The sequence below is a fragment of the Nocardiopsis eucommiae genome (genome assembly GCF_965344335.1).
GTDB lineage: Bacteria > Actinomycetota > Actinomycetes > Streptosporangiales > Streptosporangiaceae > Nocardiopsis > Nocardiopsis eucommiae.
The window spans coordinates 1-25,655 of sequence record NZ_CBDRIY010000063.1; the positions used below are offsets into that span (position 1 = coordinate 1).

24 protein-coding genes and 1 pseudogene are annotated in these 25,655 nt (G+C 69.5%); 9 read left to right on the forward strand and 16 right to left on the reverse strand.

Features of this window, described 5'->3' with window-relative positions; all coding sequences use genetic code 11:
• Positions 1-27: 27 nt before the first annotated feature.
• The 3 genes from prfB to ACRWK8_RS25685 all read right to left on the reverse strand — a co-directional run bounded on the left by prfB (position 28) and on the right by ACRWK8_RS25685 (position 7,299).
• On the reverse strand, positions 28-1,146 hold the full coding sequence (prfB, locus tag ACRWK8_RS25675; protein ID WP_378743267.1) for a peptide chain release factor 2: 1,119 nt from the start codon (positions 1,144-1,146) through the stop codon (positions 28-30).
• 159 nt (positions 1,147-1,305) lie between these two features.
• Positions 1,306-6,186 carry an NAD-glutamate dehydrogenase gene (locus ACRWK8_RS25680; RefSeq protein ID WP_378743269.1) on the reverse strand — a complete coding sequence of 1,627 codons (4,881 nt, stop codon included), beginning with the start codon at positions 6,184-6,186 and terminating at the stop codon, positions 1,306-1,308.
• A gap of 366 nt (positions 6,187-6,552) precedes the next feature.
• Entirely contained in the window at positions 6,553-7,299 is a 747-nt protein-coding gene (locus ACRWK8_RS25685) for an HAD family hydrolase (RefSeq protein WP_017542489.1), read from the reverse strand.
• A gap of 133 nt (positions 7,300-7,432) precedes the next feature.
• Here ACRWK8_RS25685 and ACRWK8_RS25690 point away from each other — a divergent pair, with 133 nt between their 5' ends.
• Positions 7,433-7,915 carry a hypothetical protein gene (locus ACRWK8_RS25690; protein ID WP_431873111.1) on the forward strand — a complete coding sequence of 161 codons (483 nt, stop codon included), beginning with the start codon at positions 7,433-7,435 and terminating at the stop codon, positions 7,913-7,915.
• A 106-nt stretch (positions 7,916-8,021) separates the two neighbouring features.
• Entirely contained in the window at positions 8,022-8,303 is a 282-nt protein-coding gene (locus ACRWK8_RS25695; RefSeq protein ID WP_431873112.1) for a hypothetical protein, read from the forward strand.
• 152 nt (positions 8,304-8,455) lie between these two features.
• Here the strand turns inward: ACRWK8_RS25695 and ACRWK8_RS25700 are convergent, their stop codons facing one another.
• Positions 8,456-8,707 carry a DUF397 domain-containing protein gene (locus ACRWK8_RS25700; RefSeq protein ID WP_431873113.1) on the reverse strand — a complete coding sequence of 84 codons (252 nt, stop codon included), beginning with the start codon at positions 8,705-8,707 and terminating at the stop codon, positions 8,456-8,458.
• Positions 8,708-8,709: 2 nt separating this feature from the next.
• Entirely contained in the window at positions 8,710-9,564 is an 855-nt protein-coding gene (locus ACRWK8_RS25705; RefSeq protein ID WP_431873114.1) for a helix-turn-helix domain-containing protein, read from the reverse strand.
• A gap of 174 nt (positions 9,565-9,738) precedes the next feature.
• Here ACRWK8_RS25705 and ACRWK8_RS25710 point away from each other — a divergent pair, with 174 nt between their 5' ends.
• Positions 9,739-10,056: a hypothetical protein gene (locus ACRWK8_RS25710; protein ID WP_431873115.1), complete on the forward strand. Its 318-nt coding sequence runs from the start codon at positions 9,739-9,741 to the stop codon at positions 10,054-10,056.
• Between the two features lie 131 nt (positions 10,057-10,187).
• Here ACRWK8_RS25710 and ACRWK8_RS25715 read toward each other — a convergent pair whose 3' ends face one another.
• From ACRWK8_RS25715 to ACRWK8_RS25725, 3 genes are all read right to left on the reverse strand, one after another.
• Positions 10,188-10,766, reverse strand: a complete 579-nt coding sequence (locus tag ACRWK8_RS25715; RefSeq protein ID WP_431873116.1) for an HD domain-containing protein — start codon at positions 10,764-10,766, stop codon at positions 10,188-10,190.
• 122 nt (positions 10,767-10,888) lie between these two features.
• Complete coding sequence (locus tag ACRWK8_RS25720; RefSeq protein ID WP_431873117.1) at positions 10,889-11,989, reverse strand: rRNA adenine N-6-methyltransferase family protein; 1,101 nt, start codon at positions 11,987-11,989, stop codon at positions 10,889-10,891.
• The gene (locus tag ACRWK8_RS25725) at positions 11,989-12,126 is read right to left on the reverse strand and encodes a hypothetical protein (RefSeq protein WP_431873118.1); all 138 of its coding nucleotides are present in this window, start codon (positions 12,124-12,126) and stop codon (positions 11,989-11,991) included. Before ACRWK8_RS25725 ends, ACRWK8_RS25720 begins: the two co-directional genes overlap by 1 nt.
• A 184-nt stretch (positions 12,127-12,310) precedes the next feature.
• Here ACRWK8_RS25725 and ACRWK8_RS25730 point away from each other — a divergent pair.
• The 3 genes and pseudogenes from ACRWK8_RS25730 to ACRWK8_RS25740 form a co-directional block, all read left to right on the forward strand.
• Positions 12,311-12,523, forward strand: a pseudogene (locus ACRWK8_RS25730) (winged helix-turn-helix domain-containing protein); the annotation flags it as partial.
• A gap of 3 nt (positions 12,524-12,526) precedes the next feature.
• Entirely contained in the window at positions 12,527-13,114 is a 588-nt protein-coding gene (locus ACRWK8_RS25735) for a GntR family transcriptional regulator (protein ID WP_431873123.1), read from the forward strand.
• Positions 13,107-13,628: a GNAT family N-acetyltransferase gene (locus ACRWK8_RS25740; RefSeq protein ID WP_431873119.1), complete on the forward strand. Its 522-nt coding sequence runs from the start codon at positions 13,107-13,109 to the stop codon at positions 13,626-13,628. The genes ACRWK8_RS25735 and ACRWK8_RS25740 overlap by 8 nt, the downstream gene beginning before the upstream one ends.
• On the opposite strand, the gene ACRWK8_RS25745 is transcribed toward ACRWK8_RS25740, so the two are convergent.
• The 7 genes from ACRWK8_RS25745 to ACRWK8_RS25775 all read right to left on the reverse strand — a co-directional run bounded on the left by ACRWK8_RS25745 (position 13,601) and on the right by ACRWK8_RS25775 (position 19,858).
• Positions 13,601-14,059 (reverse strand): DUF6912 family protein, encoded by a 459-nt coding sequence (locus ACRWK8_RS25745; RefSeq protein ID WP_378743279.1) that lies wholly within the window; start codon positions 14,057-14,059, stop codon positions 13,601-13,603. The two genes, ACRWK8_RS25740 and ACRWK8_RS25745, sit on opposite strands and share 28 nt — an antisense overlap.
• Positions 14,060-14,113: 54 nt before the next feature.
• Positions 14,114-14,770: an HAD family hydrolase gene (locus ACRWK8_RS25750; protein WP_017542480.1), complete on the reverse strand. Its 657-nt coding sequence runs from the start codon at positions 14,768-14,770 to the stop codon at positions 14,114-14,116.
• A gap of 138 nt (positions 14,771-14,908) precedes the next feature.
• Positions 14,909-16,579: a glycoside hydrolase family 3 protein gene (locus ACRWK8_RS25755; protein ID WP_431873120.1), complete on the reverse strand. Its 1,671-nt coding sequence runs from the start codon at positions 16,577-16,579 to the stop codon at positions 14,909-14,911.
• Positions 16,580-16,676: 97 nt separating this feature from the next.
• Complete coding sequence (locus ACRWK8_RS25760) at positions 16,677-17,165, reverse strand: PTS sugar transporter subunit IIA (RefSeq protein ID WP_017542478.1); 489 nt, start codon at positions 17,163-17,165, stop codon at positions 16,677-16,679.
• Positions 17,166-17,247: 82 nt separating this feature from the next.
• Positions 17,248-17,484, reverse strand: a complete 237-nt coding sequence (locus ACRWK8_RS25765; RefSeq protein WP_110049939.1) for a PTS sugar transporter subunit IIB — start codon at positions 17,482-17,484, stop codon at positions 17,248-17,250.
• Positions 17,485-17,603: 119 nt separating this feature from the next.
• The gene (locus ACRWK8_RS25770) at positions 17,604-19,073 is read right to left on the reverse strand and encodes a PTS transporter subunit EIIC (protein ID WP_431873121.1); all 1,470 of its coding nucleotides are present in this window, start codon (positions 19,071-19,073) and stop codon (positions 17,604-17,606) included.
• Positions 19,074-19,120: 47 nt separating this feature from the next.
• Positions 19,121-19,858: a GntR family transcriptional regulator gene (locus ACRWK8_RS25775; RefSeq protein ID WP_017542475.1), complete on the reverse strand. Its 738-nt coding sequence runs from the start codon at positions 19,856-19,858 to the stop codon at positions 19,121-19,123.
• Positions 19,859-20,140: 282 nt separating this feature from the next.
• Here ACRWK8_RS25775 and ACRWK8_RS25780 point away from each other — a divergent pair, with 282 nt between their 5' ends.
• Positions 20,141-21,181: an SIS domain-containing protein gene (locus ACRWK8_RS25780; protein ID WP_017542474.1), complete on the forward strand. Its 1,041-nt coding sequence runs from the start codon at positions 20,141-20,143 to the stop codon at positions 21,179-21,181.
• 252 nt (positions 21,182-21,433) lie between these two features.
• A complete protein-coding gene (locus tag ACRWK8_RS25785; protein WP_378743286.1) occupies positions 21,434-21,829 on the forward strand; it encodes a YciI family protein in 396 nt (131 codons plus the stop codon).
• Positions 21,830-21,902: 73 nt separating this feature from the next.
• On the opposite strand, the gene secA is transcribed toward ACRWK8_RS25785, so the two are convergent.
• Positions 21,903-24,749, reverse strand: coding sequence for a preprotein translocase subunit SecA (gene secA / locus ACRWK8_RS25790; protein ID WP_017542472.1), 2,847 nt, complete (start codon positions 24,747-24,749; stop codon positions 21,903-21,905).
• Positions 24,750-25,078: 329 nt separating this feature from the next.
• Between secA and ACRWK8_RS25795 the strand changes: the two genes are divergently transcribed.
• Positions 25,079-25,579, forward strand: coding sequence for a hypothetical protein (locus tag ACRWK8_RS25795; RefSeq protein ID WP_431873122.1), 501 nt, complete (start codon positions 25,079-25,081; stop codon positions 25,577-25,579).
• Positions 25,580-25,655 lie beyond the last annotated feature (76 nt).

Here is a 25,655-nt window from a genome sequence, read left to right on the forward strand (position 1 = left end):
CCGCCGCTCGGGCGGGGACGCCACGGGTCAGTTCTGCTCGTTCTTCTCCCGGCTGCGCATCCAGCGGATCTCGGCGTCGATGAACGCGTCGATCTCGCCGTCGAGGACGCCGGAGGTGTTGCCGGTCTCGGCGCCGGTGCGCACGTCCTTCACGCTCTGGTACGGGTGCAGGACGTAGTTGCGCATCTGGGTTCCCCAGCTGCTCACCGAGTCACCGCGGATCTCGTCCAGCGCGGCCTGCTCCTCCTCGCGCTTGCGGGCGAGGAGCTTGGCCTGGAGCATCGACATCGCGGTCGCCTTGTTCTGCAACTGCGAGCGCTCGTTCTGGCAGGAGACCACGATGCCCGTGGGCATGTGGGTGATGCGCACGGCGGAGTCGGTGGTGTTGACGCCCTGACCGCCGGGACCACTGGAGCGGTACACGTCCACCCGCAGCTCGGTCTCGTCGATCTCGATGTGGTCGCTCTGCTCCACCATCGGGACGACGTCCACGCCCGCGAACGACGTCTGGCGCCGGTTCTGGTTGTCGAACGGCGAGATGCGCACCAGCCGGTGGGTGCCGTGCTCGCCCCGCAGGGTGCCGTAGGCGAAGGGGGCCTTGACCGCGAACGAGGTGGACTTGATGCCCGCCTCCTCCGCGTAGGAGGTCTCGTAGACGTCCGTGGGGTAGCCGTGCCGCTCCGCCCAGCGCAGGTACATGCGCTGGAGCATCTGCGCCCAGTCGGCCGCGTCGACGCCGCCGGCCTGGGAGTTGATGGTGACGATCGCTTCGCTCTCGTCGTGCGGCCCGTTGAGGAGCGTGCGCACCTCCAGCTCACCGATCTCCTTGCGGAGCTGTTCGAGCTCACGGTCGGCCTCGGCCCTGGTGTCGGGGTCGTCCTCGGCCTCGGCGAGCTCGTAGAGCACCCCGAGGTCGTCGAGGCGCTGCCCGATGCCGTTGACCTTGTTGACCATGGACTCCAGGCTGGAGAGCTGGCGCGTCACCTTCTGCGCGTTGGCCTGGTCGGCCCACAGTTCGGGGTCCGCGGACTGCTCGCGCAGTTCGGCGATCTGGGTCTGCATCGCCTCCAGGTCCAACACGGCGGTCACACTCGCCAGGGTCGCCGCGAGTTCCTTGATTTTCTCTGCTGGGTCCAGTTCTGCCACGGGACCCAGTGTAGGTCCCAGCGGGAGGGCGCCCCCCACTCGTGCCCGCCGACCCCGCCCGGAGAGGCCGCCGTCACGGTTCGGGTCCCGGGGCGGGCACGGGCCCGGACACGCCGGAGGGGCGCCCGGTCGTCCGGACGCCCCTCCGTGCTCGGTCGGCTAGTCGACCAGCGAGCGGATCGACCGCAGGGCCACCGAGAGGGTGGCCAGGTCGAAGCGCTCGTTCTCCTGGATTTCCGAGAGCGTGATCCCGGCGCGCTGCACCGAGTCCTCGTTCTGCTCGGCCCAGGTGGCGATCAGCTCCTCGTTGGAGCCCTCGCCGCCGGACTCCAGCACCCGGTTGGTGAGGTCCGCGTGCGCCGAGTACAGGTCGTCGCGCAGCGCCGAACGCGCCATCGTGCCCCAGCGGTCGTCCCGGGGCAGGTCGATGATCCGCTCACGCCACCAGCTGATGTTGAACCGGTCGGCCAGCTCGAAGTAGAGGCTGGCGACCCGGTCGGCCGGCTGGCCGGTGCGGTGCGCGATCTCCACCAGGTCCAGAGTGGAGTAGGCCGGGACCATCACGGCGACGCGCTCCGCGAGGTCCTCGGGCACGCCCAGCGAGGTGTACCGGTCGCGGCGCTCCTCGAAGGCCTCCAGGTCGCGTCCGCGCAGCAGCTCCCGGAGCTGCGGCAGCACCTCGCCCACGCCCTCCGCGAAGAAGCCGATCTCGCTGGCGAGGTCGAACGGGAAGGTCCGGTTGCGCAGCAGCCACCGGGCGGAGCGCTCGGCCAGCTTGCGGATCTCCAGCAGCAGCACCAGCTGGCTGTCCACGGAGATCTCGTGGTCCAGCTCCTCGATCTCGCCCCAGTACTGGCGCAGGCCCAGGATCTCCTGCGTGACCAGGTAGGCGCGGGTGATGTCCGCGGCGCTGGAGCCCAGCTCCTCGTTGAGGCGGAACGCGAAGGTCGTGCCCGACCGGTTGACCATCTGGTTGGTCACCTGGTTGACGATGATCTCGCGGCGCAGCGGGTGCGACTGCACACCGGCGGCGAAGCGGTCCAGCCGCAGCGGAGTCGGGAAGTAGTCCGTCAGGGTCGACGCCAGGTACGGGTCGTCGGCCAGGTCGGACAGCCCGATCTGCTCCTTGAGGCTGATCTTGGTGTAGGAGAGCAGCGTGGCGAACTCGGGGCCGGTCAGCCCCTTGCCCTGGGCACGGCGCTCGGCGATCGCCTTGTCGGAGGGCAGGTCCTCCTGCTTGCGCTTGAGGACCTTGGTGCGCTCCAGGTGACGCATGTAGCGGCCGTGGACGTGCAGCATCTCGTGGGTCTGCTTGCGCGCGGCCGCCAGGACGGCGTTCTGGGAGTAGTTGTTGTCCAGGACCAGCGACGCGACCTCGTCGGTCATGTCGATGAACAGCTGGTCGCGGTCGGCCTTGGCCATCTCGCCGGACCGCACCTCGCGGTCGAGCATGATCTTGATGTTGACCTCGTGGTCGGAGGTGTCCACACCGGCGGAGTTGTCGATGAAGTCACTGTTGACCCGGCCGCCCTCCCGGGCGAACTCGATACGGGCGGGCTGGGTCAGGCCCAGGTTGCCGCCCTCACCGACCACCTTCACGCGCAGCTCGGTGGCGTCCACCCGCACCTGGTCGTTGGCCTTGTCGCCCGCGTCCGCGTGGGTCTGGCCGCTGGCCTTGACGTAGGTGCCGATCCCGCCGTTCCACAGCAGGTCCACCGGCGAGGTGAGCACGCACCGGATGAGCTCGTCCGGGGTGAGCGCCGTGACGCCCTCGTCGATCCCCAGGACCTCGCGGACCTGCGGGGTGATCGGGACGGACTTCGCGGTGCGCGGGTACACGCCGCCGCCCTCGGAGATCAGCGACGGGTCGTAGCTCTCCCAGGTGCTGCGCGGCAGGCGGAACAGGCGCTCGCGCTCGGTCCACGAGACGGCCGGGTCCGGGTTCGGGTCGAGGAACACGTGCCGGTGGTCGAAGGCGGCCACGAGCTTGATCTTGCGGGACAGCAGCATGCCGTTGCCGAAGACGTCACCGGACATGTCACCGATGCCGACGACGGTGAAGGGCTGCTCCTGGACGTTGACGCCCATCTCGCGGAAGTTGTACTTCACCGACTCCCACGCGCCCCGGGCGGTGATGCCCATGGCCTTGTGGTCGTAGCCCACGGAGCCGCCGCTGGCGAAGGCGTCGCCCAGCCAGAAGCCGCGTTCCTCGGAGATCGCGTTGGCGGTGTCGGAGAAGGTCGCGGTGCCCTTGTCGGCGGCGACCACCAGGTAGGAGTCGTCGCCGTCGTGCAGCACGGTGCGCTCGGGGTGCACGACCCGGCCGTCGACCAGGTTGTCGGTGACGTCCAGCAGGCCGCTGATGAACTGCTTGTAGCAGGACACGACCTCGGCCATGACCTCCTCGCGGCCTCCGCCGGCGGGCAGGCGCTTGCAGACGAACCCGCCCTTGGCGCCGCTCGGCACGATGACGGAGTTCTTGACCATCTGCGCCTTGACCAGGCCGAGGATCTCCGTGCGGAAGTCCTCGAACCGGTCCGACCAGCGCAGGCCGCCGCGGGCGACGGAGCCGAAGCGCAGGTGGACGCCCTCGACGCGCGGCGAGTACACGTACATCTCGAACCGGGGCCGCGGGTGGGGCAGGTCCGGGATCTCCTGCGGGTTGAGCTTGAGCACCAGGTAGGGGCGCCCCTCGGCGCCGCCCTGGTAGTGGTTGGTGCGCAGGGTGGCCTGGATGACCGCGAGGAACGAGCGCAGGATGCGGTCGTGGTCCAGGCTGGCCACACCGTCCAGCTCGCTCTCGATCTTGCCGACGATCACGTCGCCGCGCTCGGCGCGTCCCTCGTCGGGCTGGTCGGGGTCGAAGCGGGCCTCGAAGAGCTCCACGAGCAGGTTGGCGATCCCGACGTTGGCGACGAGGACGTCGGCCAGGTAGTCGGGGGTGAAGGTCGATCCGGTCTGGCGCAGGTACTTGGCGTAGGCGCGCAGCACGGTGAGCTGACGCCAGTCGAGTCCGGCGCGCACGACCAGGGCGTTGAACCGGTCGGACTCACCGAGGTCGCGCCAGGAGGCGTCGAAGGCGTCCTCGAAGAGGGCCTTGAGACGGCCCGGGGAGAGGTCGGAGGCCTCCAGCGGGCCCAGGCCGAAGTCGTAGATCCAGACCCGGCCCACCCCGCCGACGGTGATGTCGTAGGGCAGTTCGTCGACGACCTCCACGCCCAGGTGTTCCAGGACCGGCAGGACCTGGGAGAGCGAGATGGGCTGACCGATCCGGGCCAGGCGGAAGCGCCAGGTCCCGGGGGCGGCGCCCTCGGGCTGGTGGAGGCTGGCGGAGAACTCGCCCTCGCGGTCCTCGTCGGAGGTGCGCTGGAGCAGTTCCTCGATGCGGAGGATGTCCCGGGCGGCGACCCTGGGGTCGTTGTCGATCTTGTAGGCCTCGGTGAGCCCGGGGCCGTAGCGCTCCTTGAGCGTGGTGGCGCGGGTGGGGCCGAACTCGTCGACGAGCGCGTCGTCGAAGTCGGCGTCCCAGGAGCGGGCCGCCTGGCGGACCTTCTCCTCCAGCTCGACCTGGTCGATGTCCGCGAGGGTCTGTCCGCTCTGGGCGCGGGCCACCAGGTAGAGGCGGGCCAGCGGGGCGGCGCCGATCATCACGTTGTGGTCCATGGTGGCGCCGTGGAAGGCGTCGGCCAGGACCTTCTGGATGTCGAGGCGCACCTGGGTGCTGTACTCGTCACGCGGCATGTACACGAAGCAGGACATGTAGCGGCCGCCGTACGGGTCGCGGCGCATGAACAGCTTGGTGCCGCGCCGGTCGCGGAGCCGCAGCACGCCGCGCACGATGCTGTAGAGCTCGCCCACGGGGATCTGGAGGAGTTCCTCGCGCGGGAAGGTCTCCAGGAGCTCGATCAGGTCCTTGCCGTCGTAGCTGTCGGCCTCGAACCCGGCCAGGGCCAGGACCTCGGCCTGCTTGCGGCGCAGGATCGGGATCTGCGCGATGCTGCTGGTGTTGGCCTGGGACGAGAACAGGCCGAGGAAGCGGCGCTCCCCGACGATGTTGCCCTGGGCGTCGAACTTCTTGACGCTGATGTAGTCCAGGTACTTGGGCCGGTAGACGGTGGCGCGGGAGTTGGCCTTGGTGAGCACCAGCAGGTAGGGCTCGCGGGCCTTGCCGCGGATCTCCGGGGGCAGCGCCGAGAACCGGGTGGAGGCGGACGGGTCCATGCGCAGGATGCCCAGGCCGCTGCCGGGCTCGGGGCGCAGGGAGTCGTCGCCGTTCTCGTCGGTCACCAGGGCGTACTCGCGGTAGCCGAGGAAGGTGAAGTGGCGCGAGGCGATCCAGCGCAGGAAGTCGACGCTCTCCCCGATCTCGCGGGGGTCGACGCCGCCGGCGACCAGGCGGTCCGGGTAGGCGGAGAGCTCGTCGGCGATCCGGATGACCCGGTCGCTCATCTTGGCGGAGTCCTCGTCGGCGTAGCGGACGTCGTTGAGGACGCGCTCCAGCCGGGTGGTGATCTCCTTGACGCGCTCGGGGTCGCTCTGCCGGTCGATCTCGATGTGCATCCACGACTCGTCGACGGGCAGGAGGCCCTCGCCGCCGATCTCCGGGTCGATCTCCATGAGGCGGCCGGACAGGTCACGGCCGACGGTCATCTGCGGGTGGATGATCAGCCGCACACCGGCGCCCAGGTCGCTGAGGGCCATGGTCACGGAGGAGACGAGGAAGGGCGCGTTGTCCGTGACGATCTCGACGATGCTGGTCTGCTGTTCCCAGCCGTCCCGTTCGAGCGTCGGCGTGTGGACGCGGACCTTGGCCCGGCCCGGCGCACGCTCGGCGCCGAAGGCGTGGTGGACCTCGGCGGTCCCGCAGATCTGCTCGGGGCTGCGCCCGCTGATCTCCTCGGGGTCCGTGTGCCGGTAGTAGAGGGGAAGGAAGGCGCGGACCGCGTCGGCGGCCTCGGGGCTCAGTCGGTCCCCCGGACTCCACCGGGAGGCCGCGTCCTTGAGCAGCTTCTGGAGGATGACGTCGGATTGCCCGGACATAGGGATCTCTCACTCCTTTGTGAGCAACGTCGCACGAGCGCGGAAGTGGACACCCGGTCATGTGACGTGTGTGGCTCGTCAAGCGACCTGTGAACTTCTGTGGCTGGCTTGTGAATTCTCGTGAGGTCCTTGGGCCGCAAGGATCCCACGAGGGCGTTGGTTGGGTTGGTACCTGTGCGCACAGGTGGCGTCAAACGAGGTCGGGACGTCGTTGTCCCGGCCTCTGCACGGCCCCCACTCAGTGGGGACCGACCCCAGGCTACTGCTTTTCGCGCACGAGAACAGGACCAACACCGTTACAGCACGGTTACGCACTGTAAGACCTGGATTGCGGCGAACACCGGAGGAGCCGTGTGCCCGGTGCGGTCACCGCGTCGTGGCCTGGTGGACGGCGGTCATCACGGCCCGGGGATCGCTCAGGTCCGGGAGCACGATCTGCGCTCCGGCGTCCCGCAACTGCCCCTCGGTCGTGGACCCGTTGAGCACCGCGACGGGGATCGCGCCGCCGATCAGGGCCGCGCGCACGTCCGGGGCGGAGCCGGTGACGAACACCGTCTCGTCCTCGGCGTAGGCCCGGCCGCCCTCACCGGAGGCGTGCAGCCTGATGGACTGGATCAGGCTGGACTTGGGGTAGTTGACGGAGCCGAACCCGCCCACCGCGAGGTTGAGGTGGGTGTCCAGGCCGAAGGCCACCAGCTTGGCGATGGCGTTGGCCCGGGTGCTGCCGCTCACCACGGTCTGCACGGTGTCCGGCAGCGCGGCCACGGCGGCGAGGGAGGCGGCGGCGCCGGGCATGACCCGGCCCTTGGCCAGGAGCTGTTCGTGGCGGGAGGCGAAGGAGGCCTCCAGGGCGGCGAGGAAGTCGCCCAGGACCTCGGTGTCGGGTTCGAGCTCGACGTAGTTGCGGGCGCAGAACTCGAAGAACATCTCGGAGTCGGTGCGGCCCGAGGCCGAGGTCAGGTAGACCAGCGGCTCGCCCGTGACCTTCTCGAAGGCCTCGGCGTAGGCGGCCCGCATCACCTGTCCCACGTCGAGGAGGGTGAGGTCGATGTTCCATAGCACCAGGCGGCTGATGGCTGACTCCTCGGCGTCGGGGTTCGGGGACGCCACCATTGTGCCGGATGGGCGATTCAGGGAGGAAACGGAGTCCGAACCCGGCCATCGCGGGAGCGGCGGGGCCATCTCCCGCGTCCCACCCCCGCGGACGCCTCTGAGCGGACGTACCCCTCCCCCGAAGGAAGGTTCCATGACCGGATTCCGGAAGCTCTCACTGCTCGCCGCGACGGCGGTGGTTCTGACTGCCTGCTCCCCCGGCGGCCCGCCCCGTGACGGGACGGCGGTCGTCGGCGACGATCCCCGCGTCGTCGTCCACGACCTCTCGTTCGGTCCGGACATGCTCCTCGTCCTGACCCTGGAGTACGTGCCGGAACACGGTTGCCTCCTGGTGCGCACGATCGACGCCGAGACCGGGGAACCCGGGGAGGTGCTGACGCCGATCTGGCCGAGCGACGTGGAGCCCCTGAACACGGGAGGGCGGGCCGGGGTCACCGTTCCGGAGGTGGGTGAGTTGGTGGATGGTGACTCCTTCACCAGCGGGGGCTCCCACACGGACGCCTCCGAGCTGGACGAGGTCCCCGACCTGCCCGGAGAGTGCCTGCCGGAGGGCGGGTTCGTCACGATCAACCAGGGTTCGGTGGAGAGAGGTGCCCCCGTCCCGGGCCAGGAGTGACGCGCGGGGCACACGGCGTCTCGACTGCTGGCCGGATGGGGCCACTCCCCCGTTCCCGCTCCTTCCGAGGCGTACCGTGATGGTCCCCGCGCCCCCTGGAGGCCCCGTGGACGGCAGAGGCGTGCTCGCCCTGACAGCAGGTCTGATCGGCGGCATGTTCCTGGTGCTCTACTTCGGGATGGGACTCCTGCACCGGGTGTTGGACGGTGACGGTTCCGCGCTCGGGCCGCTGCTCCTCCTCGTCTCGGGGACCGTGGTGGCGTTCGCCGCCCTCAACGCGTGGCTGGACTGGGACTCCGACGGCGGGAGCGGTGGTGGCAGCGGCGGTGGCGGTGGCACGGGCAGCAGCGGAGACGGTGGGGACGGAGGGGGCGACGGCGGCGGCTGAGCCCGACGCAGCCCCGCAGAGGCAACGCCCACCGTTCGTGATCCGGGCGGGCATCGGGGGCAAGGAATCTTGTCCCGGGCCAGGAGTGACGCGCGAGGCACACCCGACGGCGTCCCAGCCCGTGGCAGGGCCGGGACGCGGACACGGGCACCTCAGAGGTGCGAGGGACGAGCGGCGATCAACTGCGCGAAGGCGGCCCACTCGGCGGCCCCGATCGGCAGGAAGCCGTGGTCGGGGTTCTTGGAGTCACGGATGGCCGCACCGGTGGGCAGGTCAGCGACCTCGACGCAGTTTTCCTGGGCGGATGAGTAGGAGGACTTGCGGAAGGCCGGAGCGACCTGGGCGACCTCGACACAGTTGTCCTGGGCGGATGAGTAGGAGGACTTGCGGAACTCCAGCAACATGATCAGGCTCGCTTGTCGTGCTCGGCGGCGATGGATTCGATGAGGTCGAGGGACTTCTTCGGGCCCAAGGCCAGGTTGTGGACGCCGTCGAAGATCAGCCTATGCCGGTCGACGTAGGCCTCGTCCTCCACATACAGGGACTCCACCCCGGTGGAGATACTGACAATCCCTGGTTCGGGACTCGGAAATTCCAAGAGCGAGAAGGCACCATCCATCGCGGTGTGCCCACCGACCTCGAAAGGCACCACCAACAACGTGACTTTGTAGTGCGCTGCCATCCCTACCAAGAAGCGGAGCTGTTCGGCCATCACCTTGGCGGAACCAACCACTCTGCGAAGGGCCGCTTCATCAATGACGCATACGAGCTGTGGCCCGCTGGGTGCATCGAGCACACCCCGGCGGGCCATCCGGGACTCCACCTTGCGCTGAGTGTCCTCAGGCGGAACGATCTGACTCGCCTCGAAGATCGCCGCAGCATAGCTGGGAGTCTGGAGAAGTCCGGGGATCAGCAAGGCCTCATAGGAACGGATTCGGACCGCTTCTGCCTCCAGGTCAGGCAGGGACCCTGGGAAAAGGTCCGCGTACTTGTGCCAATCGCTGCGTCCGCGAGCCTCCTCGGTCAGACTGAGAAGGTGCGCCCGGTCATCCCCCTCCACCTCGTAGAGGTCGAGCAAGGCTTCCACATCCGCGCGCTTGGGGAACTTCCACTCGTTGCGTTCAGAGCGGGTCAGCTTGCCCGTGGACCACTTGAGCTTCCCAGCCACCGCTGCCGCCGACATCCCCCGATCCTCGCGGAGCTTCTTCAGCGCGGCCGACAGCCTGCGCCGTCGCACCCCGGGCGAATGACCACCAGCCACGAAAACTCCTTCCAGACAGCGCTTTGGTGTCTCGATCGTAGTAGTCGACCATCGCGAGGCAGTTTTTTAAGTCAGTCAGGAAAATTACTTGTAATCATGACTGGCTAGAATCATACTGGAGCCAGTGGGACACCCATACCGGGTGTCGCCTCCTCTACGTAGGGAGCTGACTCCATGGCGTCAACCTTCGTGCCTGATGTCGAGCTGTACACCGAGGTCATCCAGATCATCCGGGGCGGTGAGCCCGACGAGAACGGGATCTCGCTGGCGGGGCGGATCTCGCCGCTGACCCCGAGCTACAACACGCAGACCTGCGCGTGCTCCTGCGTGGCGATCGGGCACAGCTTCTGGGAACGGCTCGACCGGCTGAACCCCTACCGGAAGGACAGCGACATCTGGATGCGTGTCCTCCTGGAGGGCGACGACGAGGGCGGTCTTCCCGAAGGGGCGAGTGTCATCGAGACGAGGCGGGTGAGCTACCTCGTCCGCTAGAGCCCACTCCGTGCCGTTGGGCGGCGCCGCATTCGTCACGCGGCGCCGCCCAACCGCACGGCCGGACACACCCACCCCCACCAGGCCTCGAACCAGCGTCCCGAGGCACCACGGCGCTCAGACGACACGGGCTAGTGGTTCTCCCCCATCGCGGCACGCAACCAGTCCATCGGTTCTCCAGCGAGTACCGCCTCCGCCAGCGCCTTCCCACTCCGGGTCTTGATCCGTGCCTTGGAGTTGTCGATCCAGCGCTGAGCCGTACCGTGCCCCTGGGCCCGGTACTCCACCCCCTGCACGAGGCATTCCAGCTTGTCCGCGTCCTTGGCGCACACGGCTTCGGCCGTCTCCTGTGCCTCGTACTCCGCAACCGCGCCGCGCACCAGCTCCGCCAGGGGCGCGGGCATTCCCTCGGTCTGGTCCACGGCGATCTCCAGGGGATCAACCGACCCCTGGACGTACTTCCGTCCGAGGTGGTTGACGTCTCCTGTACGGGTCTCCCCGGTGTCGTGCCAGGTCGCGATGAGCGCCGCCCGCGCGGGGTCCGCTCCCTCCATCGACGCCAGAACGGAGGCAATCAGGGAGGTGCGCCAGGAGTGTTCAGTAACGGATTCGGGGTCTCGGACTCCCGCCATCCACCACCCCGTGCGACGCTGGTTCTTGAGCGTCCCGGCCTCGTGGAGGAACTGAGCGGTACGGGTGGTCTCGTCCATGGGAACCTGCCTTCTACGCCTTCGCGAGGCGGATCGCGTATCGGATGCCATCAAGTTCACGGCGCACGGCCGGACCCCCTCAGCACCCTTGCCGACCCTGTCTTCCTCCCGTAGTTCCACGCCTACACGGCGTGCTCCCACTCGCCAAAGGGTGCTCGGACCCGGCACACCCCGGCGCCGAGGTCGGCTTCCAGGGAGAACTCCGCCAGAGCGGGCCAACCCTCCCCTGCCAGGAGGTCGTGGGCGGCACGCAGGCGCTCGACCAGATCCGTCGGGCCTCCCCCGTGGGCGGCGCCGTCCGGCCACAGGTAGGCCCAGGAGCCGTCCGGAACGCCGAGGTAGATGATGAGTCCGACGTCACCGCTGAACGGACGCATCCCTATCCCGATACGGACCCCGGGAAGCATGAGCATGAGCCGGGTGACGCGATCGTCCTCGGTCAGGTCCTCCACCGCGAAGGGCAGGACTCGGGTGCCTTCCGACTCGCGTCCCATCCCGGGGAACTCTCCCCGGGGAACCCTCTGGGTACGGTCCCGCATGAAGAACGACTCGCACACGAACGGTCCGGCGGCACTCTTGGGGCCCGTACGTCGCAGGACGGTGACCGGACTGGAGTGTGCATCCGAATTCGGCCCCCAGGGCACCACGATCCGCGCGTCCGGACCCACACAGTCGATCCATCCGCTGGGAACCCGGCTCACCGCACAGGTCGCGATGACCGCGTCGTAGTCGGTGCCTGCGGGTGGCTCCGTACCGTGGACCACCGTCACATCGGTTCCAGACAGGCTCCGTTCCGCACGTTGAGCCACCGTGGGGTCGATCTCGATCGAGGTCACGGATCCGGTGGGTCCGACGAGGGAGGCGAGGATCGCGGCGTTCCAGCCGGTCCCGGTACCGATCTCCAGCACCCGCATACCCGGCTCGACCCCGGCGGCCTCGATCATGTCGGCCATGAGTTGCGGCGCCGATGAGGACGATGTGGGGGTGTTGACAGCACCACTGCCCCCGTCGTTGGCCTGTGTCACCACCGGGTCACTGGCGTAGACGTAGGCGGCCCACCGTTGGGGATCCGCCGAGCGGATGAGGGGCAGCCCCTGGATGTCGGGCCAGACCAGGTCGGGGATGAACCGGTGCCGGGGATGGTCGGCGAAGGCCGCACGGATCGCGTCTGTGGTGGTGAGCCCGGCAGCGAGCTCAGCGTGCATCCGTTGAAAGTCGGCCACTACCGCTTCCTCCCTGTCCCGCCGCAGTCCTTACAGGTCACCACTTCCTTGTCCTTACCCCACCCCTTCTTCTCTCCATCCGAGTAGATGATGAAGGTTCCCTCACCACCACAGGCACCGCACTTGCCTTCGGCCATGACGAGCCTCCTCGTTCCAGGGGTGCGTGAGGGGTACAGATCCCTCGCCCACGGGGGGTTCCCGAACAGCGCTCCACGAAGATCCGACTCCGGGTCACCCCGTGGCGACACTCAGCACCATCTGAGCACGGGTGGCTTAAGCCAGTCAAGGCACTGGCTCAAACCACTTGCGTAGGATGTCCGCATGACTTCTGAGGAGCGCGAAGAGCAACCACCCCCCAGCAGAAGAATTGCCGATCACCTGCGCACGGCAATTCAGGACGGAGACCTTCTCCCTGGGGAAAAGCTGCCCTCCGAACGCGATCTCGCACAGACGCACGGAACCGCCCGTAACACCGCTCGTGAGGCGGTCCGCATTCTCGCGGAGGAGGGACTGGTCGACCGTCGGCACGGTTCCGGCGTGTTCGTACGGGAACGACGGAAGGCACTCCGGTTCGGGGCCGATCGGTACTCCCGACGTCTGCGGGAGGGGACGGGGCTCTCCCCCTACCGTGCGGAACTCGCGAAGCAGGGCCTGATCCCCCGTGTGGACTGCGTGTCCATCGAGCGCGTGATCGCTCCTACGGAGATCATCGAAAGGCTGGGACTGTCCGCCGAGGCACCGGACGTGGTCCGCAGGGAGAACTGGTACTACGCGTCGGATGGCGCGTCCGAACACCCAGTCCAGGTGGGGGTCACGTACGTGCCCTGGCGCATCGCCGAGGGGACCCCCCTGGCGACCTCGGCGAACCTGGGCAGGGGCAGCCTGTACGCCCGTTTCGAGGAACGCGGACACCGAATCACCCGGAGCCGTGAGGAGGTGTCCGCGCGTATGCCCTCTCCCGAGGAGGCGCGCGGGCTCATGCTGCCCACCGGAGTTCCGGTTCTGGAAGTGCTGCACACCGGGTTCGACCAGGCGGGCCGTCCCTTCGAGGTGACGCGCTTCGTCATGAGGGCAGACCTGGCGGCGCTGGACTACGACATGGCGGTGGAGGAGAGTGATGACTGACCGAGTGCGGGTCCGGGAGCGGACCGAGGCCGACCTGGTGGCGCTGAGCGACCTCCTCGTCCGGGTGCACGCGCACGACGGCTATCCGGTGGAGGGCGTCGCCCACCCCCGGGCCTGGCTGACCGACCCGGGGTTCCTCCGCTCCTGGGTGGCCGAACACGACGGCGCGATTGTGGGGCAGGTGAGTCTGGCCGAACCCGAGGGGGCGGACGCGGTCGCGCTGTGGAGCGAACGGACCGGACGCGCCTCCGACGAGGCCGCCGTCCTCGCCCGTCTCTTCGTCAGCCCCGGGGCGCGCGGTCGGGGCGTGGGCGCGTCCCTCACCCGCACGGTGATGGACCACGCCAGCCTGCACGGCTCGGCCCTGGTGCTGGACGTGATGGCCAAGGACCGGGCCGCCACCCGCCTGTACGAACGCCTGGGCTGGGAGCGTCTGGGCGCGATCACGCACGCCTTCGACGGATCCCCCGGGGTACCCGCGTACTGCTACGTCTGGGACTCCTCGACCAGGTAGCGGATCTCCTGGACCGCGAACCACATGAGCTCGTGGTCCTCGGCGGCTTCGGAGGCCGGCTCGGCCGCGGCCTCGGCGATGTCGTCCGCCGCGTCGGTGTCATCCAGGTGCGCGGACCGGAGCTTCTTGTAGGGCACGCCGCCCCGGACGGTGACGCGGGCGACCCCGTCCGCGTGGCGGGCCTCGTGCTCCACGGCGGCGTCGGGCATCTCGGCGGCGAGGACCACGCGGCGGCGGGGCGCCCCGGGGTCCTCGGACAGCATGCGCAGGGAGGCCTCGGCCGCCGCGTACATGGCGTCGTACTCGGCCTCCTCGGGGTCCCCGTCGGGACCGGCATCGGCGGTGAAGGCCGGGAGGGCCTCCCCCTCCAGTCGACCCCGGTCGAGCAGGGCCGCGAGCGCGGGGACGGTACTGGGCAGGAAGACGTACATGGGCTCTCCAGGCGGGATCGGGTCCCTACGAGTTTCCCAAAGAACCCGACGAGGTCAGACCGGCTGCCGCTGGTGGTCGTCCTCCGGGGCCAGGAAGCGGGACAGCGCCCGACGGGTGCTCTCCACGTCCGTGTGCAGGATCCCGGTCATCCCCAGGGACTCGGCGGTCTCGATGTTGTGCGCCAGGTCGTCGATGAACACGCAGTCCTCGGGCTCCAGGCCCAGCTGCTCGCAGGTGAGCAGGTAGATGCGCTCCTCGGGCTTGCGCATGCCCACCTCGCCGGAGATCACCACCGTGTCGAAGGTGGCCGCGAAGTGGTCACGCGGGTATCCGTTGCCCCAGGAGTTGGACAGCAGCGCGGTCGCGTGTCCGCTCCCCCGGGCCGAACGCAGGGTCTCGTACATGCCGTCGACCGGGTCGAAGTGCGCGAACATGCGCTCGATCAGACCCTGCGCCCGTACCGGGGCGCCGTGGGTGGAGCGCAGCAGGGCGGCGAGGTCGCGTTCGAACAGGTGGGTCTCGATCTCGCCGCGTTCCAGGGCGTGCACGGGGTTGTCCGGCACGCTGTCGTCGAAGTACGGACGCATGACCTCGTGGTAGTGCTCGATGTCGATGCGGTCGGACCTGAGCCAGGCCCGGATTCCCTCGGGCAGGGGTGGGGTGAGCACACCGCCCCAGTCGGAGATGACCCCTCGTCGGGTGCCGTTCATCCGGTCGCCTCCTTCGGTGATCGCCATGGGGACCACCCGCCCGGACCTGTGCGGAGCCGACGGAGCCGGACGGGGACCGGGTTCTTCCCGTTCCCCGTCCGGTTCAACCGCGCGTCACCCGGTGGCGACCCGGTGGCGTCAGTAGCCGAGTCCGGTTCCGGAGGCCACGTCGGCACCGGGGATGTCCACCGGCAGTGTCCCGGAGGGGTCGACCTCTCCGGCGATCACCCGGGCGGCAGCCACCCGGGAGACCTCGACCGCCGAGTACAGGGCCAGGTAGGCGTCGACGTCCGGGAAGGCCTCCAGGTCGTAGGGGCCGCCCTGGGCGACCACGACCACCGGGGTGCCCTGGGAGCGCCCCGCGGCCACCATCCCGCGCTGCTCCTCGGAGCCCCGCGCGTTCCGGGTGCCGACCACCAGCACGTCCTCGCCGCCGTCCACGACCTCCAGTCCGGCGTCGGTCAGCGCCGGGGCGATCCGGTCGGCGCCCTCACCCTGGACGCGCACGCGCGTGCCCGCGTCCAGCGGTAGGAGGTCCGCCTCGTTCCGGACCAGGGTGACCGAGGCGTCGGCCACCCGCTGGGCGGCCTCGGCGTGCTCGGGGTTCTCCATGGCCGCGTCGGCCTGGGCCGGGTCGGCGGACTCGCGTTCCAGGACGCCGCGCTTCTCCTTGAGTGTGAGGACGCGCAGCACGGACTGGTCGATGCGCTCCTCGGTGAGGCGTCCGCTCTCGACCGCCTCCCGGATCGCCGCCACGGCGGCTCCGGGGTCCGGCGGCATGAGGAGCTGGTCCACCCCCGCCTCCACCACGCGGACGGCGACCTCGCCGTCGTCGTGGGTCTGGCGCACGCCCTCCATGTTGAGGGCGTCAGTGGTGACCACCCCGTCGTAGCCGAGCTCGCCGCGCAGGATCTCGTCGATGATCACCGGCGACAGGGTGGCCGGGTCCTCGCCCGGGTCCAGCTGCGGCATGAGCACGTGCGCGGTCATGATGGCGTCCACGCCCGCGTCCACGGCGGCCCGGAACGGCGGCAGGTGCTCGGCCTCCCAGCGGTCCCGGGGCAGGTCGATCACGGGCAGCCCCGTGTGGCTGTCGACGTCGGTGTCGCCGTGTCCGGGGAAGTGCTTGATGACCGGCACGACGCCGTGCTCGGAGTAGGCGTCGGACTCGGCCAGCACCATCTCCGACACCAGTTCCGGGTCGGAGCCGAAGGAGCGGATACCGATGACCGGGTTGTTGGGGTCGGTGTTGACGTCGGCGTCGGGCGCGTAGTTCATGTTGACGCCGACCGCGAGGAGCTCGTCCGCCGTGGTCGACGCCCGCAGCGCGGCGAGGTCGGTGTCACGGGTGGCACCGACTGCCATGGCATCGGGGAACAGGGTGCCCACGGGCATGCGCACCACGAGGCCCTGTTCCTGGTCGATGCTGACGAACAGGGGCACCCCCTGACCGACCTCGGCCGCCTGGTCCTGCATCCCCGCCGACATCCGCGCGATCTGCTCGGCGTCGTTCAGGTTGGCGTCGAAGTAGATGACGCCGCCGGGCCGGTGCGCCTCGATCTGGGCGGCGTTGTCGGCGGCCGTGGTGCCCTGCGCGGTCAGGACCAGGAGCTGGCCGATCTTGTCGTCCAGGTCCATCTCGGCGAGCAGCTGCGGGGCAAGGACCGGCTCGAAGGGCTCGGCCGTGGCCTCCGCACCGGGGTCGTTCTCGGGCGAGGTGTCCACCTCCTCGGGTGTGGTGCAGGCTGTGGTGATCAGGGTGAGGGCCACGCAGGCCGGGGCCAGGGCGCGTGGCACGGACGATCTCATAAGGGACTTCATCTCCGCCGGATCGCTGGTTGCGGCCGGAGACTACCCGTTCGCCGGAGCGGGCAGGACACACCCCGCCGTGGCGGGGGGCGGGGGCTCACTCCCAGACGAACAGGACCTCCCCCGGCTCGACCGCTCCCGCGGCCAGGTCCGCGAGGCCGCCCGGCTGGGCGTCCAGGGCCACCACCGGCACGACCGAGGGTCGACCGGCGGCGGCGACCGCGCCGGGCGACCAGCGGATCACCGGTGTGCCCGCCGCCACCTCCGTGCCCTCCTCGGCCAGGAGGGTGAACCCCTCCCCCGCGAGCTGCACGGTGTCGATGCCCAGGTGGACGAGGACACCGCGTCTGTTGTCGGCGGCCATGACCACGTAGGCGTGCGGGTGGAGCTTGACGAGGGTCCCGGCGATCGGGGCGACCGCCTCGTGTTCGGACTCCTGGCCGCCCTCCTGTCCCGGTTCGGGGTGGACGGCCACACCGGGGCCGACCATGCTCTGGGAGAACACCGGATCGGGGACCGTGTCCAGGGACATGGCGGTTCCGGCGACGGGCGAGAGTACGCGCAGCGCACCGTTCAGGTCTGACATGGAGGAGGTCTTCCCTGGGAGGGGGACTTAACCCGGAAAAGGGGCGGCCAAAAGAGCACAAAGGCCCGACTTTGCCGAACCCCTATTCCAGCAGGTCCTGGATGTCGTCGGTGAGGGAGTCCGCCTCCGGGCCCACCACGACCTGGACCACGTTGCCCGAGACCAGGACGCCGTGCGCGCCCGCCGCCCGGAGGTCGGCCTCCCGGACCAGAGCGGGATCACTGACCTCAGTGCGCAGCCGCGTGATGCAGGCCTCGATGTCCTCGATGTTGGCCGCGCCGCCCAAACCGGCGACGATCGCCGTTGCCTTGTCCGACATGTGCCCTCCGTGCTCTACCCGGGATCACGTGACCCGGGGGGTCTGAGCCGAGCTTAGAGGTGGTGTGCCTCACACGCCAGGGTCGGCACGGTGGTCGATCGTCGCCGGGGGCGCCGGGCTCAGCCGGAGCGGCCGGGATCCCCGCCGCTCGGGCCGTCCGGGCCGGCCCCGGTCGTGCCGTCCGCCGTGGCCGGGGCCGTGTGCGGTGTTCCCCCGGGCTCGTCGGGGTCGGGCTCCCGTCCGGGCGTGGGGAAGTTGAACCTGCTGATCAGCACATAGAAGATCCCGAAGTAGACCAGGAAGTAGAACGTGCCGAACAACAACAGCACGCCGAGTCCCTCCGTGTTGCTCTTCGTCGCGTTCAGCAGCAGGTCGATCAGCCCCGCCGAGAACCCGAAGCCCAGTTGGACGTCGAGCAGGTTCATCAACGCCAGCGAGACGCCGGTGAGCAGGATGTGGACCGCGAAGAGCACCGGCGCCACGAAGATGAAGGCGAACTCCACCGGCTCGGTGATGCCTGTGACGAAGGCGGTCAGCGCGGCCGGGATCATGATGGAACCGATCTGCGCGCGTCTGGCCCTGGACGCGGTCAGCCACATCGCGAGCGCCGCTCCCGGGAGACCGAACATGAGCACCGGGAAGAAGCCGGACAGCATCGTGCCCGCCTCCGGGTCACCGGCGAAGTAGCGCGTGATCTCCCCGTGCGAGACCACGCCGCTCTCGTCGGTGTAGGTGCCCGAGACGAACCAGACGAACGAGTTCACCACGTGGTGCAGGCCCAGCGGCAGCAGGATGCGGTTGACGACGCCGTAGATCCCGGCTCCGAGGGCTCCCGCGCCGATGAGGGCCTCGCCCAGGTTCTGGATCCACATGCCGACGATCGGCCAGACCAGGCCCAGCACCACGCCCATGCCCAGACCGGCCAGGGCGGTGACGATGGGGACGAAGCGGCGGCCCCCGAAGAAGCCGAGCCAGGTGGGCAGCTTGATCCGGTGGTAGCGCTGCCACAGCACGGCGGCCACCAGGCCCACCACGATCCCGCCGAGCACGTCGGTGGGGTTCTTGACGGCGTGGTTGATCATCGGGAGGACGGCGTTGACCGCCTCCGGGTCCGCGACCGGTTCACGGGTCACCGGATCGGTCGCGAGCGGATAGGTGACGAGCCGCGACCCGATGTCCCCGGCCGGGCCGTCGAAGGTGACCATCGTCCAGGTGGCCACGCGGTCGAACACCAGGTAGCCGACCACGGCGGCCAGGGCGGTCGAGCCGTCCGCGCGCCGGGCGAAGCCGATCGCGACACCGATCGCGAACAACAGCGGCAGGGCCTCGAAGATCGCCTCACCGGCGGTGCCCACGGCACCCGAGACCGGCTGCATCCAGCCCATCCCGTCGATCCCGGCCAGGCCGTCCGCTCCGAGGAGGTCGTCCTGTCCGAGGCGGAGCAGGATCGCGGCGGCGGGCAGGACCGCGATGGGCATCATCAGGCTCCGGCCGAGCCTCTGGAGCACGGCCAACGCGGCGGAGGAGCGTTTGCGCGGGGGGTCCCCGGGTTCGGCGGGGGCCTTCTTCGCAGGGGTGGGGTCCGACATGGTGGGGGGTCCTCCCTCTCGGACGCGCGCCCCGAGGGCGCGAGACGTCAGTCTCCGTGCCTCCGCGGGTCCAGGCGGGAGTGCAGCTGGTAGCGGTCGGCACGGTAGGTGGACAGGGCGAGTTCCACGCACTGTCCCTTGGCGAAGCTGCGGCGCTGCATGATCAGCACCGGGCTTCCGGCGGGTAGGCCAAGGAGACGGGAGTCGGCCGAGTCGCAGATCCCGGCCTCGATGGTCTGCTCACCGGAATCCAACAGGATGTCGAACTCGTTTTCCAGGACCTCATAGAGAGATCGTTCGGCCAGATCGTGGTCCTCCAGGCCGGGCACCATGGCCGCCGGGATGTTGGAGCGCTCGACCGCCATGGGCTCGTCGTCCGCCGTACGCATGCGTTCGATGTGGTGGACGAGGGTGCCGGGGGCGATGTCGAGCATGCGCGCGGTGTGGCCGCTGGCCGGGATGACCTGACGGATCAGCTCGCGCGCGCCCGGCTCGAAGCCCCGGGCCCGCATGTCCTCGCTGAAGGAGGCCAGGACCAGGGACATCTCGATCTTCGGCCGGGCCACGAAGGTGCCCTTGCCCGGGACCCGGTACAGGCGGCCCTCGGCGACGAGGAGGTCGATGGTCTGGCGCACGGTCATGCGGGAGAGGCCGTAGGTGGAGCTGAGCTCGCGCTCGGAGGGGACCATGTCGTCCACGCCCAGCCCCGCCGCGGTGATCCAGTCCAGGAGCAGATCGCGGAGTTGGACGTACTTCGGCAGGGGGTTGCTGGCGTCGATCGGCATGGAGCGAGTGGCCTTCTCGGTCGGCGGGTCGGGTGGTCCGGTGGTCGGCGTTCGACCTTAGCGCGGCATCCGCCCGGACTCGTGACACTTGCCGGGTCATGCCGGGATCTGACTGGTATAGTCCGGACTAGACCATAGCTCGACCCGCGTGTCAATCCTCCTTGTGGCACGCGGAGTGAACCAGCATCGTGGCTGGCCAGCGGCGTAGTCCGGGCCGTCCACGCGACCAGCGCGGCCCCCGGCGTACGGCCAGGACCGCACGTCCCCACCGGAAGGCTCCGTATGTCCACCACGAGCATGATGCTCTCCGAGATCGCCGAACAGCCCGAGGCCCTGCGCCGGACCTTCGCCGAACTGCTGCCCCTGCGCGGGGAGATCGAGGCGCTCGGCCGCGCCACCAAGCACGTCCTGTTCATCGCCCGGGGCTCCTCGGACAACGCGGCGGTCTACGGCAGCTACCTCCTCCAGGCGCACACCGGCCGCCTGGCCACGCTGGGCTCGCCCTCCATCGCCACCGCCTACGGCGCGCGGATCGACCTGTCCGACGTCCTCGCTGTGGCCATCTCCCAGTCCGGCAGGACGGAGGAGATCGTCGAGACCATGCGCTGGGCCGCCGACTGCGGCGCCCGGACCGTCGCCGTCACCAACGGCGCGGACTCCCCGTTGGCCACGGAGGCCGACGTCGCCCTGGTCACGCGGGCCGGGAACGAGCTGGCGGTCCCCGCCACGAAGACGTACAACACGCAGCTGGCCGCGCTCGCGGTGCTGGCCCTGGGCCTGGGCGCGAACCTGGACGCCGGAGAGCTGGAGCTGGTGCCCGCCGGGATCGAGGAGACCCTCGCCGCTCCCACGGACTCCCTGGAGGAGATCGTGGAGCGGATGGTGGCCGTGCAGGGCGCGGTGATCTCCGGTCGCGGCATGGCCTTCTCCACCGCCCTGGAGGCCGCCCTCAAGCTCAAGGAGGCCTGCTACCTGCACGCCATGGGGCTGTCCTACGCGGACCTCCAGCACGGGCCCATCGCCGTGGTGGACCCGCGTACCCCGGCCCTGCTGGTGGCCGCGCCCAGCGGCCCCACCCTGGAGGGCACGGTCGCCCTCGCGGAGCGGGTCCGTTCCGCCGGGGCCCCGGTGTTCGGCTTCGGCGGCGGTTCCGCCCTCGCCGCCGCCAGCGACGTGTCGGTGCCGGTCCCGGACGTGCCCGAGTGGGTCGCGCCCATGAACCTCATCGTCCCCGCCCAGCTGCTCACCGAGCACCTCGCCCGGCGCCTGGGCTACGACCCCGACGTTCCGCGCGGCCTCAACAAGGTCACCCAGACCACCTGAGCCCCGGCCTTCCCCCGCGACCCGCCGCTCCCACTCTCGTGGGTCTCGGGCCGCACGGGACGTCCACGGCCCGGTACCGCGCACGCGGCGCCGGGCCCTCGGTGTTCCAGGGCACCCCACACACTCGTCCCGGGCCCGCCGGTGTTCCACGCCCCGGCAAAGGAATCCGGCCGACCGGGTCGCGTACGCGTGCCCGACTCCGCCCTGTCGTAGGCGCGACCCACAATGGGCGCACCACGCAGAGGAGAGACCATGGCCAAGTACGTGATGATCAAGCACTACCGGGGCGCCCCGGCCTCAGTGAACGACGTCCCCATGGACCAGTGGACGCCAGCGGAGGTCGCGGCACACGTGGGGTACATGAACGACTTCGCGGACCGGCTGAGGGAGACCGGGGAGTTCGTGGACTCCCAGGCGCTCGCCCCGGAGGGGACCTTCGTGCGCCACGACGGTGAGGGACGACCGCCCCTCACCTACGGCGCCTTTCCCGAGGGCAAGGACCTCGTCGCGGGCTGGATGGTGATCGACGTCGACACCTACGACCGCGCACTGGAACTGGCCGGGGAGCTCTCGGCCGCACCCGGGGCCGGGGGACGGCCCATCCACGAGTGGTTGGAGCTGCGCCCGTTCCTGGGGCCGCACGGCTGACGCGCTGACGCGTGTGGGCGCGGCCCCCTCGGGAGCCGCGCCCACACGCGTGATCTCTGGTGTCCCTCAGCCGTTACCGGGCCGTGGGGTCACCGTGGCACTTCTTGTACTTCTTGCCGGAGCCGCAGGGGCACGGCGAGTTGCGGGCGGTACCCGCGTACTCGTCGTCCACCGTCTCGGTGTGCCGCTCGACGGTGCCGTCCTCGCTCGGCGCGGAGTACTGGAGCCTGTTCGGCTGGTCCTCGCCGAAACCGGGGACCACCACGTCCTCGGCGGCCTCGGCCTCCTCGGTGGGAGCGTCCGCACCGGCGGCCTCGACGTCCTCGTCCACGGCCGTGGCCACGGCGGTCGCACCGGAGGAGCCACCGACGGTGGCGGCGGTCTGCGCGGCGGCGGCGGCCGTCAGCGCGGGCTCCGCCTTCTTCTGGACCTGGACCTCGACGTTGAAGAGGAAGCCGACCGACTCCTCCTTGATCGCCTCCAGCATCTGCTGGAACATGTCGAAGCCCTCGCGCTGGAACTCGATCAGCGGGTTGCGCTGGGCCATCGCGCGCAGGCCGATGCCCTCCTGGAGATAGTCCATCTCGTAGAGGTGCTCACGCCACTTGCGGTCCATGACCTGGAGGATGACGCGGCGCTCGACCTCGCGCATCGCCTCCTCACCGAGCTCGGCCTCGCGGGTGTCGTAGGCCGCCTTGGCGTCCTCGACCACCTGGGTGGCGATGAGCTCGCCGGTCAGGGTCTGGAGGTCGCCGTTCTCCTCGACGAACTCGTCGACGGTGAAGCTGATCGGGTAGACCTGCTTGAACGCCCGCCAGAGCTTGTCGAGGTCCCAGTCGTCCGGGTCGCCCTGGGCGGTCTCCTCCACGACGTAGCCGCGCAGGACCTCCTCCAGCATCTCGATGACCTGGTCGCGCAGGTCCTGGCCCTCCAGCACCTTGCGGCGCTCGGCGTAGATGACCTTGCGCTGGCGGTTGAGGACCTCGTCGTACTTGAGGACGTTCTTGCGGATCTCGAAGTTCTGCGTCTCGACCTGGCCCTGGGCGGAGGCGATCGCCTTGCTCACCATGCCGGACTCGATCGGCTGGTCGTCGGGGATGTTCAGCTGGTTCATGAACACCTCCAGACGACTGGAGTTGAACAGACGCAGCAGGTCGTCCTGGAGCGACAGGTAGAAGCGGGACATGCCCGGGTCACCCTGACGGCCGGAACGGCCCCGGAGCTGGTTGTCGATACGGCGGGACTCGTGGCGCTCGGTGCCGAGCACGTAGAGACCACCGGCCTCGACGACCTTCTCGTGCTCCGCCTCGAACTCGGCGGTGGCCTTCTCCAGCGCCTCGGGCCAGGCCGCCTCGTACTCCTCCGGGGTCTCCAGGGGGCTCAGGCCACGGGCCTGGAGCTCCTCGTCCGCGAGGAAGTCGGGGTTGCCGCCCAGCATGATGTCGGTACCGCGACCGGCCATGTTGGTGGCCACGGTGACGGAGGCGAGCTTGCCCGCACGGGCGATGATCGACGCCTCACGGGCGTGGTTCTTGGCGTTGAGGACCTCGTGCGGGACGCCCTCGCGCTTGAGCATCCGGGAGAGGAGCTCGGACTTCTCGACGCTGGTCGTACCGACCAGGACGGGCTGCCCCTCCTCGTGGCGCTCCGCGATGTCCTCGGCCACGGCCTGGAACTTGGCGTCCTCGTGCTTGTAGACGACGTCCTTGACGTCCTCGCGGACCATCGGCTTGTTGGTCGGGATGGGGACCACGCCGACGCCGTAGGTCTGGGTGAACTCCGCCGCCTCGGTCTGGGCGGTACCGGTCATGCCGGACAGCTTCTCGTAGAGGCGGAAGTAGTTCTGGAGCGTGACCTTGGCGAGAGTCTGGTTCTCGTCCTTGATCTTGACGCGCTCCTTGGCCTCGATGGCCTGGTGCATGCCCTCGTTGTAGCGGCGACCCGCCAGGACGCGACCGGTGAACTCGTCGACGATGAGGACCTCACCGTCCTTGACGATGTACTCCTTGTCCTTGCGGTACAGCTCCTTGGCCTTGAGGGAGTTGTTGAGGAAGCTGATCAGCGGGGTGTTGACGGCCTCGTAGAGGTTGTCGATCCCCAGCCAGTCCTCCACCTTGGCGACACCGGACTCGGTGATGCCGACGGTGCGCTTCTTCTCGTCGACCTCGTAGTCGGTGTCCTTCTTCAGGCGGGGCGCGATCTTCGCGAACTCGGCGTACCAGCGCGAGTTCTGCTCGGAGGGGCCGCTGATGATCAGCGGGGTGCGCGCCTCGTCGATGAGGATGGAGTCGACCTCGTCGACCAGGGCGAAGAAGTGGTCCCGCTGGACGGTGTCCTTGAGCGAGAGCGCCATGTTGTCGCGCAGGTAGTCGAAACCGAACTCGTTGTTGGTTCCGTACGTGATGTCGGCGAGGTAGGCGTTGCGGCGCGCCTCGGCGGTCATCTGGGGGCCGACGACGCCGACCTCCAGCCCGAGGAAGTGGAAGATGCGGCCCAGGTTCTGGGCGTCGCGTCGGGCGAGGTAGTCGTTGGTCGTGATGACGTGCGCGCCCTTGCCCGCGAGGGCGTTCAGGTACACCGCGAGGCTTCCGGTCAGGGTCTTGCCCTCACCGGTCTTCATCTCGGCGATGTTGCCGAGGTGCAGGGCCGCCGCGCCCATGATCTGGACGTCGAAGGGACGCTGGCCCAGAGTGCGCTTGGCCGCCTCACGGACGGTCGCGAAGGCCTCGGGGAGGAGGTCGTCGAGGGACTCCCCCTCCTCGTAGCGCTCCTTGTACTCCTTGGTCAGGTCGCGCAGTTCGTCGTCCGAGAGGTCGACGTAGTCGTCCTCAAGGGCGTTGACCTGGTCCTTCAACTTCTTGAGCCGGCGCAGGATCTTACCTTCACCCGCGCGCAGGAGCTTGTCGAGTATGCCTGGCACTTCCTATGCGCTCCTCGCAGATCGCGGTTGGCTCCACCGAGGGGTGGAGAGTCAGATCTAGGCCCGCTGACCGCTTCCCTTGGCCGTGGAGGTCAGGGGTCAATCCTGGGTCCTCGGGCCTACATCCTAGAGGACCCGGAACCGCTTCCCGTCCTCTGGACAAACGAGCGGGACGGGCCTGGATGTTCCCACCTTTTTCGTGATCATTCGTGCAGAGTCGCGCATTGTTCCGGGTAGTTCAAAGGGAGAGAGCGGTGGTTTCGGCCGACCCTTTCCGTCGGTTCGGGCGAAACTCCACCGAACGCGACCGTGTTCCCAGGGGGACCACCATGCGAACCAGAAGAGAGCGTGAGCCCACAGAGACGACCGGCACCGGAACTCCCCGGTTGTCCAGGACTCCGGACGACGCCGTGGACGAGTTCCTCCACGGACGGCGGCCCACCGTGCTCGGGCCCCGCGACGACGAGGATCCGGGACTCGCGTGGGAGCAGTACCGGCCCACGGGCGACGACCAGGACCGGAACGGGCGCATCCGGGGCTTCCAGCGCCAGGGCGGTTCACTGGCCCCGTCCAACGGGCACCGGGGCAGCGCGGCGTCGTGGGCCTGCGTCGCCCTGGCCGTGGTGGGCTTCGGCCTCGGCGGCCTGGCACTGGTCCTGGGCGGGTCGGTGCCGCTGCTGGTCGCCGGGGTGGTCCTGATGGTCGCCGCCGCCGTCGTGGCGGTGGCGTTCGACATCCTCAGCGACGTGGTGCTGGACCCGCCGCGCCTGGAGGCGGAGGAGCCGCACCAGACCCCGCTCCACCGCATCAAGCACCCGCGCAGGGCCTGACCACACGCGTCGGGGGGGGGGGGGGGGGGGGGGGGGGGGGGGGGGGGGGGGGGGGGGGGGGGGGGGGGGGGGGGGG

Coding starts and splice junctions, on each gene's coding strand:
- ACRWK8_RS25750 (WP_017542480.1), bottom strand. CDS start 14,770: ATGAACGGCACCCGACGAGGGGTCATCTCCGACTGGGGCGGTGTGCTC.
- ACRWK8_RS25710 (WP_431873115.1), top strand. CDS start 9,739: ATGGCGTCAACCTTCGTGCCTGATGTCGAGCTGTACACCGAGGTCATC.
- ACRWK8_RS25725 (WP_431873118.1), bottom strand. CDS start 12,126: ATGGCCGAAGGCAAGTGCGGTGCCTGTGGTGGTGAGGGAACCTTCATC.
- ACRWK8_RS25795 (WP_431873122.1), top strand. CDS start 25,079: ATGCGAACCAGAAGAGAGCGTGAGCCCACAGAGACGACCGGCACCGGA.
- ACRWK8_RS25755 (WP_431873120.1), bottom strand. CDS start 16,579: ATGAGATCGTCCGTGCCACGCGCCCTGGCCCCGGCCTGCGTGGCCCTC.
- ACRWK8_RS25785 (WP_378743286.1), top strand. CDS start 21,434: ATGGCCAAGTACGTGATGATCAAGCACTACCGGGGCGCCCCGGCCTCA.
- ACRWK8_RS25740 (WP_431873119.1), top strand. CDS start 13,107: ATGACTGACCGAGTGCGGGTCCGGGAGCGGACCGAGGCCGACCTGGTG.
- ACRWK8_RS25770 (WP_431873121.1), bottom strand. CDS start 19,073: ATGTCGGACCCCACCCCTGCGAAGAAGGCCCCCGCCGAACCCGGGGAC.
- ACRWK8_RS25765 (WP_110049939.1), bottom strand. CDS start 17,484: ATGTCGGACAAGGCAACGGCGATCGTCGCCGGTTTGGGCGGCGCGGCC.
- ACRWK8_RS25680 (WP_378743269.1), bottom strand. CDS start 6,186: ATGTCCGGGCAATCCGACGTCATCCTCCAGAAGCTGCTCAAGGACGCG.
- ACRWK8_RS25775 (WP_017542475.1), bottom strand. CDS start 19,858: ATGCCGATCGACGCCAGCAACCCCCTGCCGAAGTACGTCCAACTCCGC.
- ACRWK8_RS25685 (WP_017542489.1), bottom strand. CDS start 7,299: ATGGTGGCGTCCCCGAACCCCGACGCCGAGGAGTCAGCCATCAGCCGC.
- ACRWK8_RS25700 (WP_431873113.1), bottom strand. CDS start 8,707: ATGTTGCTGGAGTTCCGCAAGTCCTCCTACTCATCCGCCCAGGACAAC.
- ACRWK8_RS25760 (WP_017542478.1), bottom strand. CDS start 17,165: ATGTCAGACCTGAACGGTGCGCTGCGCGTACTCTCGCCCGTCGCCGGA.
- ACRWK8_RS25745 (WP_378743279.1), bottom strand. CDS start 14,059: ATGTACGTCTTCCTGCCCAGTACCGTCCCCGCGCTCGCGGCCCTGCTC.
- ACRWK8_RS25715 (WP_431873116.1), bottom strand. CDS start 10,766: ATGGACGAGACCACCCGTACCGCTCAGTTCCTCCACGAGGCCGGGACG.
- ACRWK8_RS25690 (WP_431873111.1), top strand. CDS start 7,433: ATGACCGGATTCCGGAAGCTCTCACTGCTCGCCGCGACGGCGGTGGTT.
- ACRWK8_RS25780 (WP_017542474.1), top strand. CDS start 20,141: ATGTCCACCACGAGCATGATGCTCTCCGAGATCGCCGAACAGCCCGAG.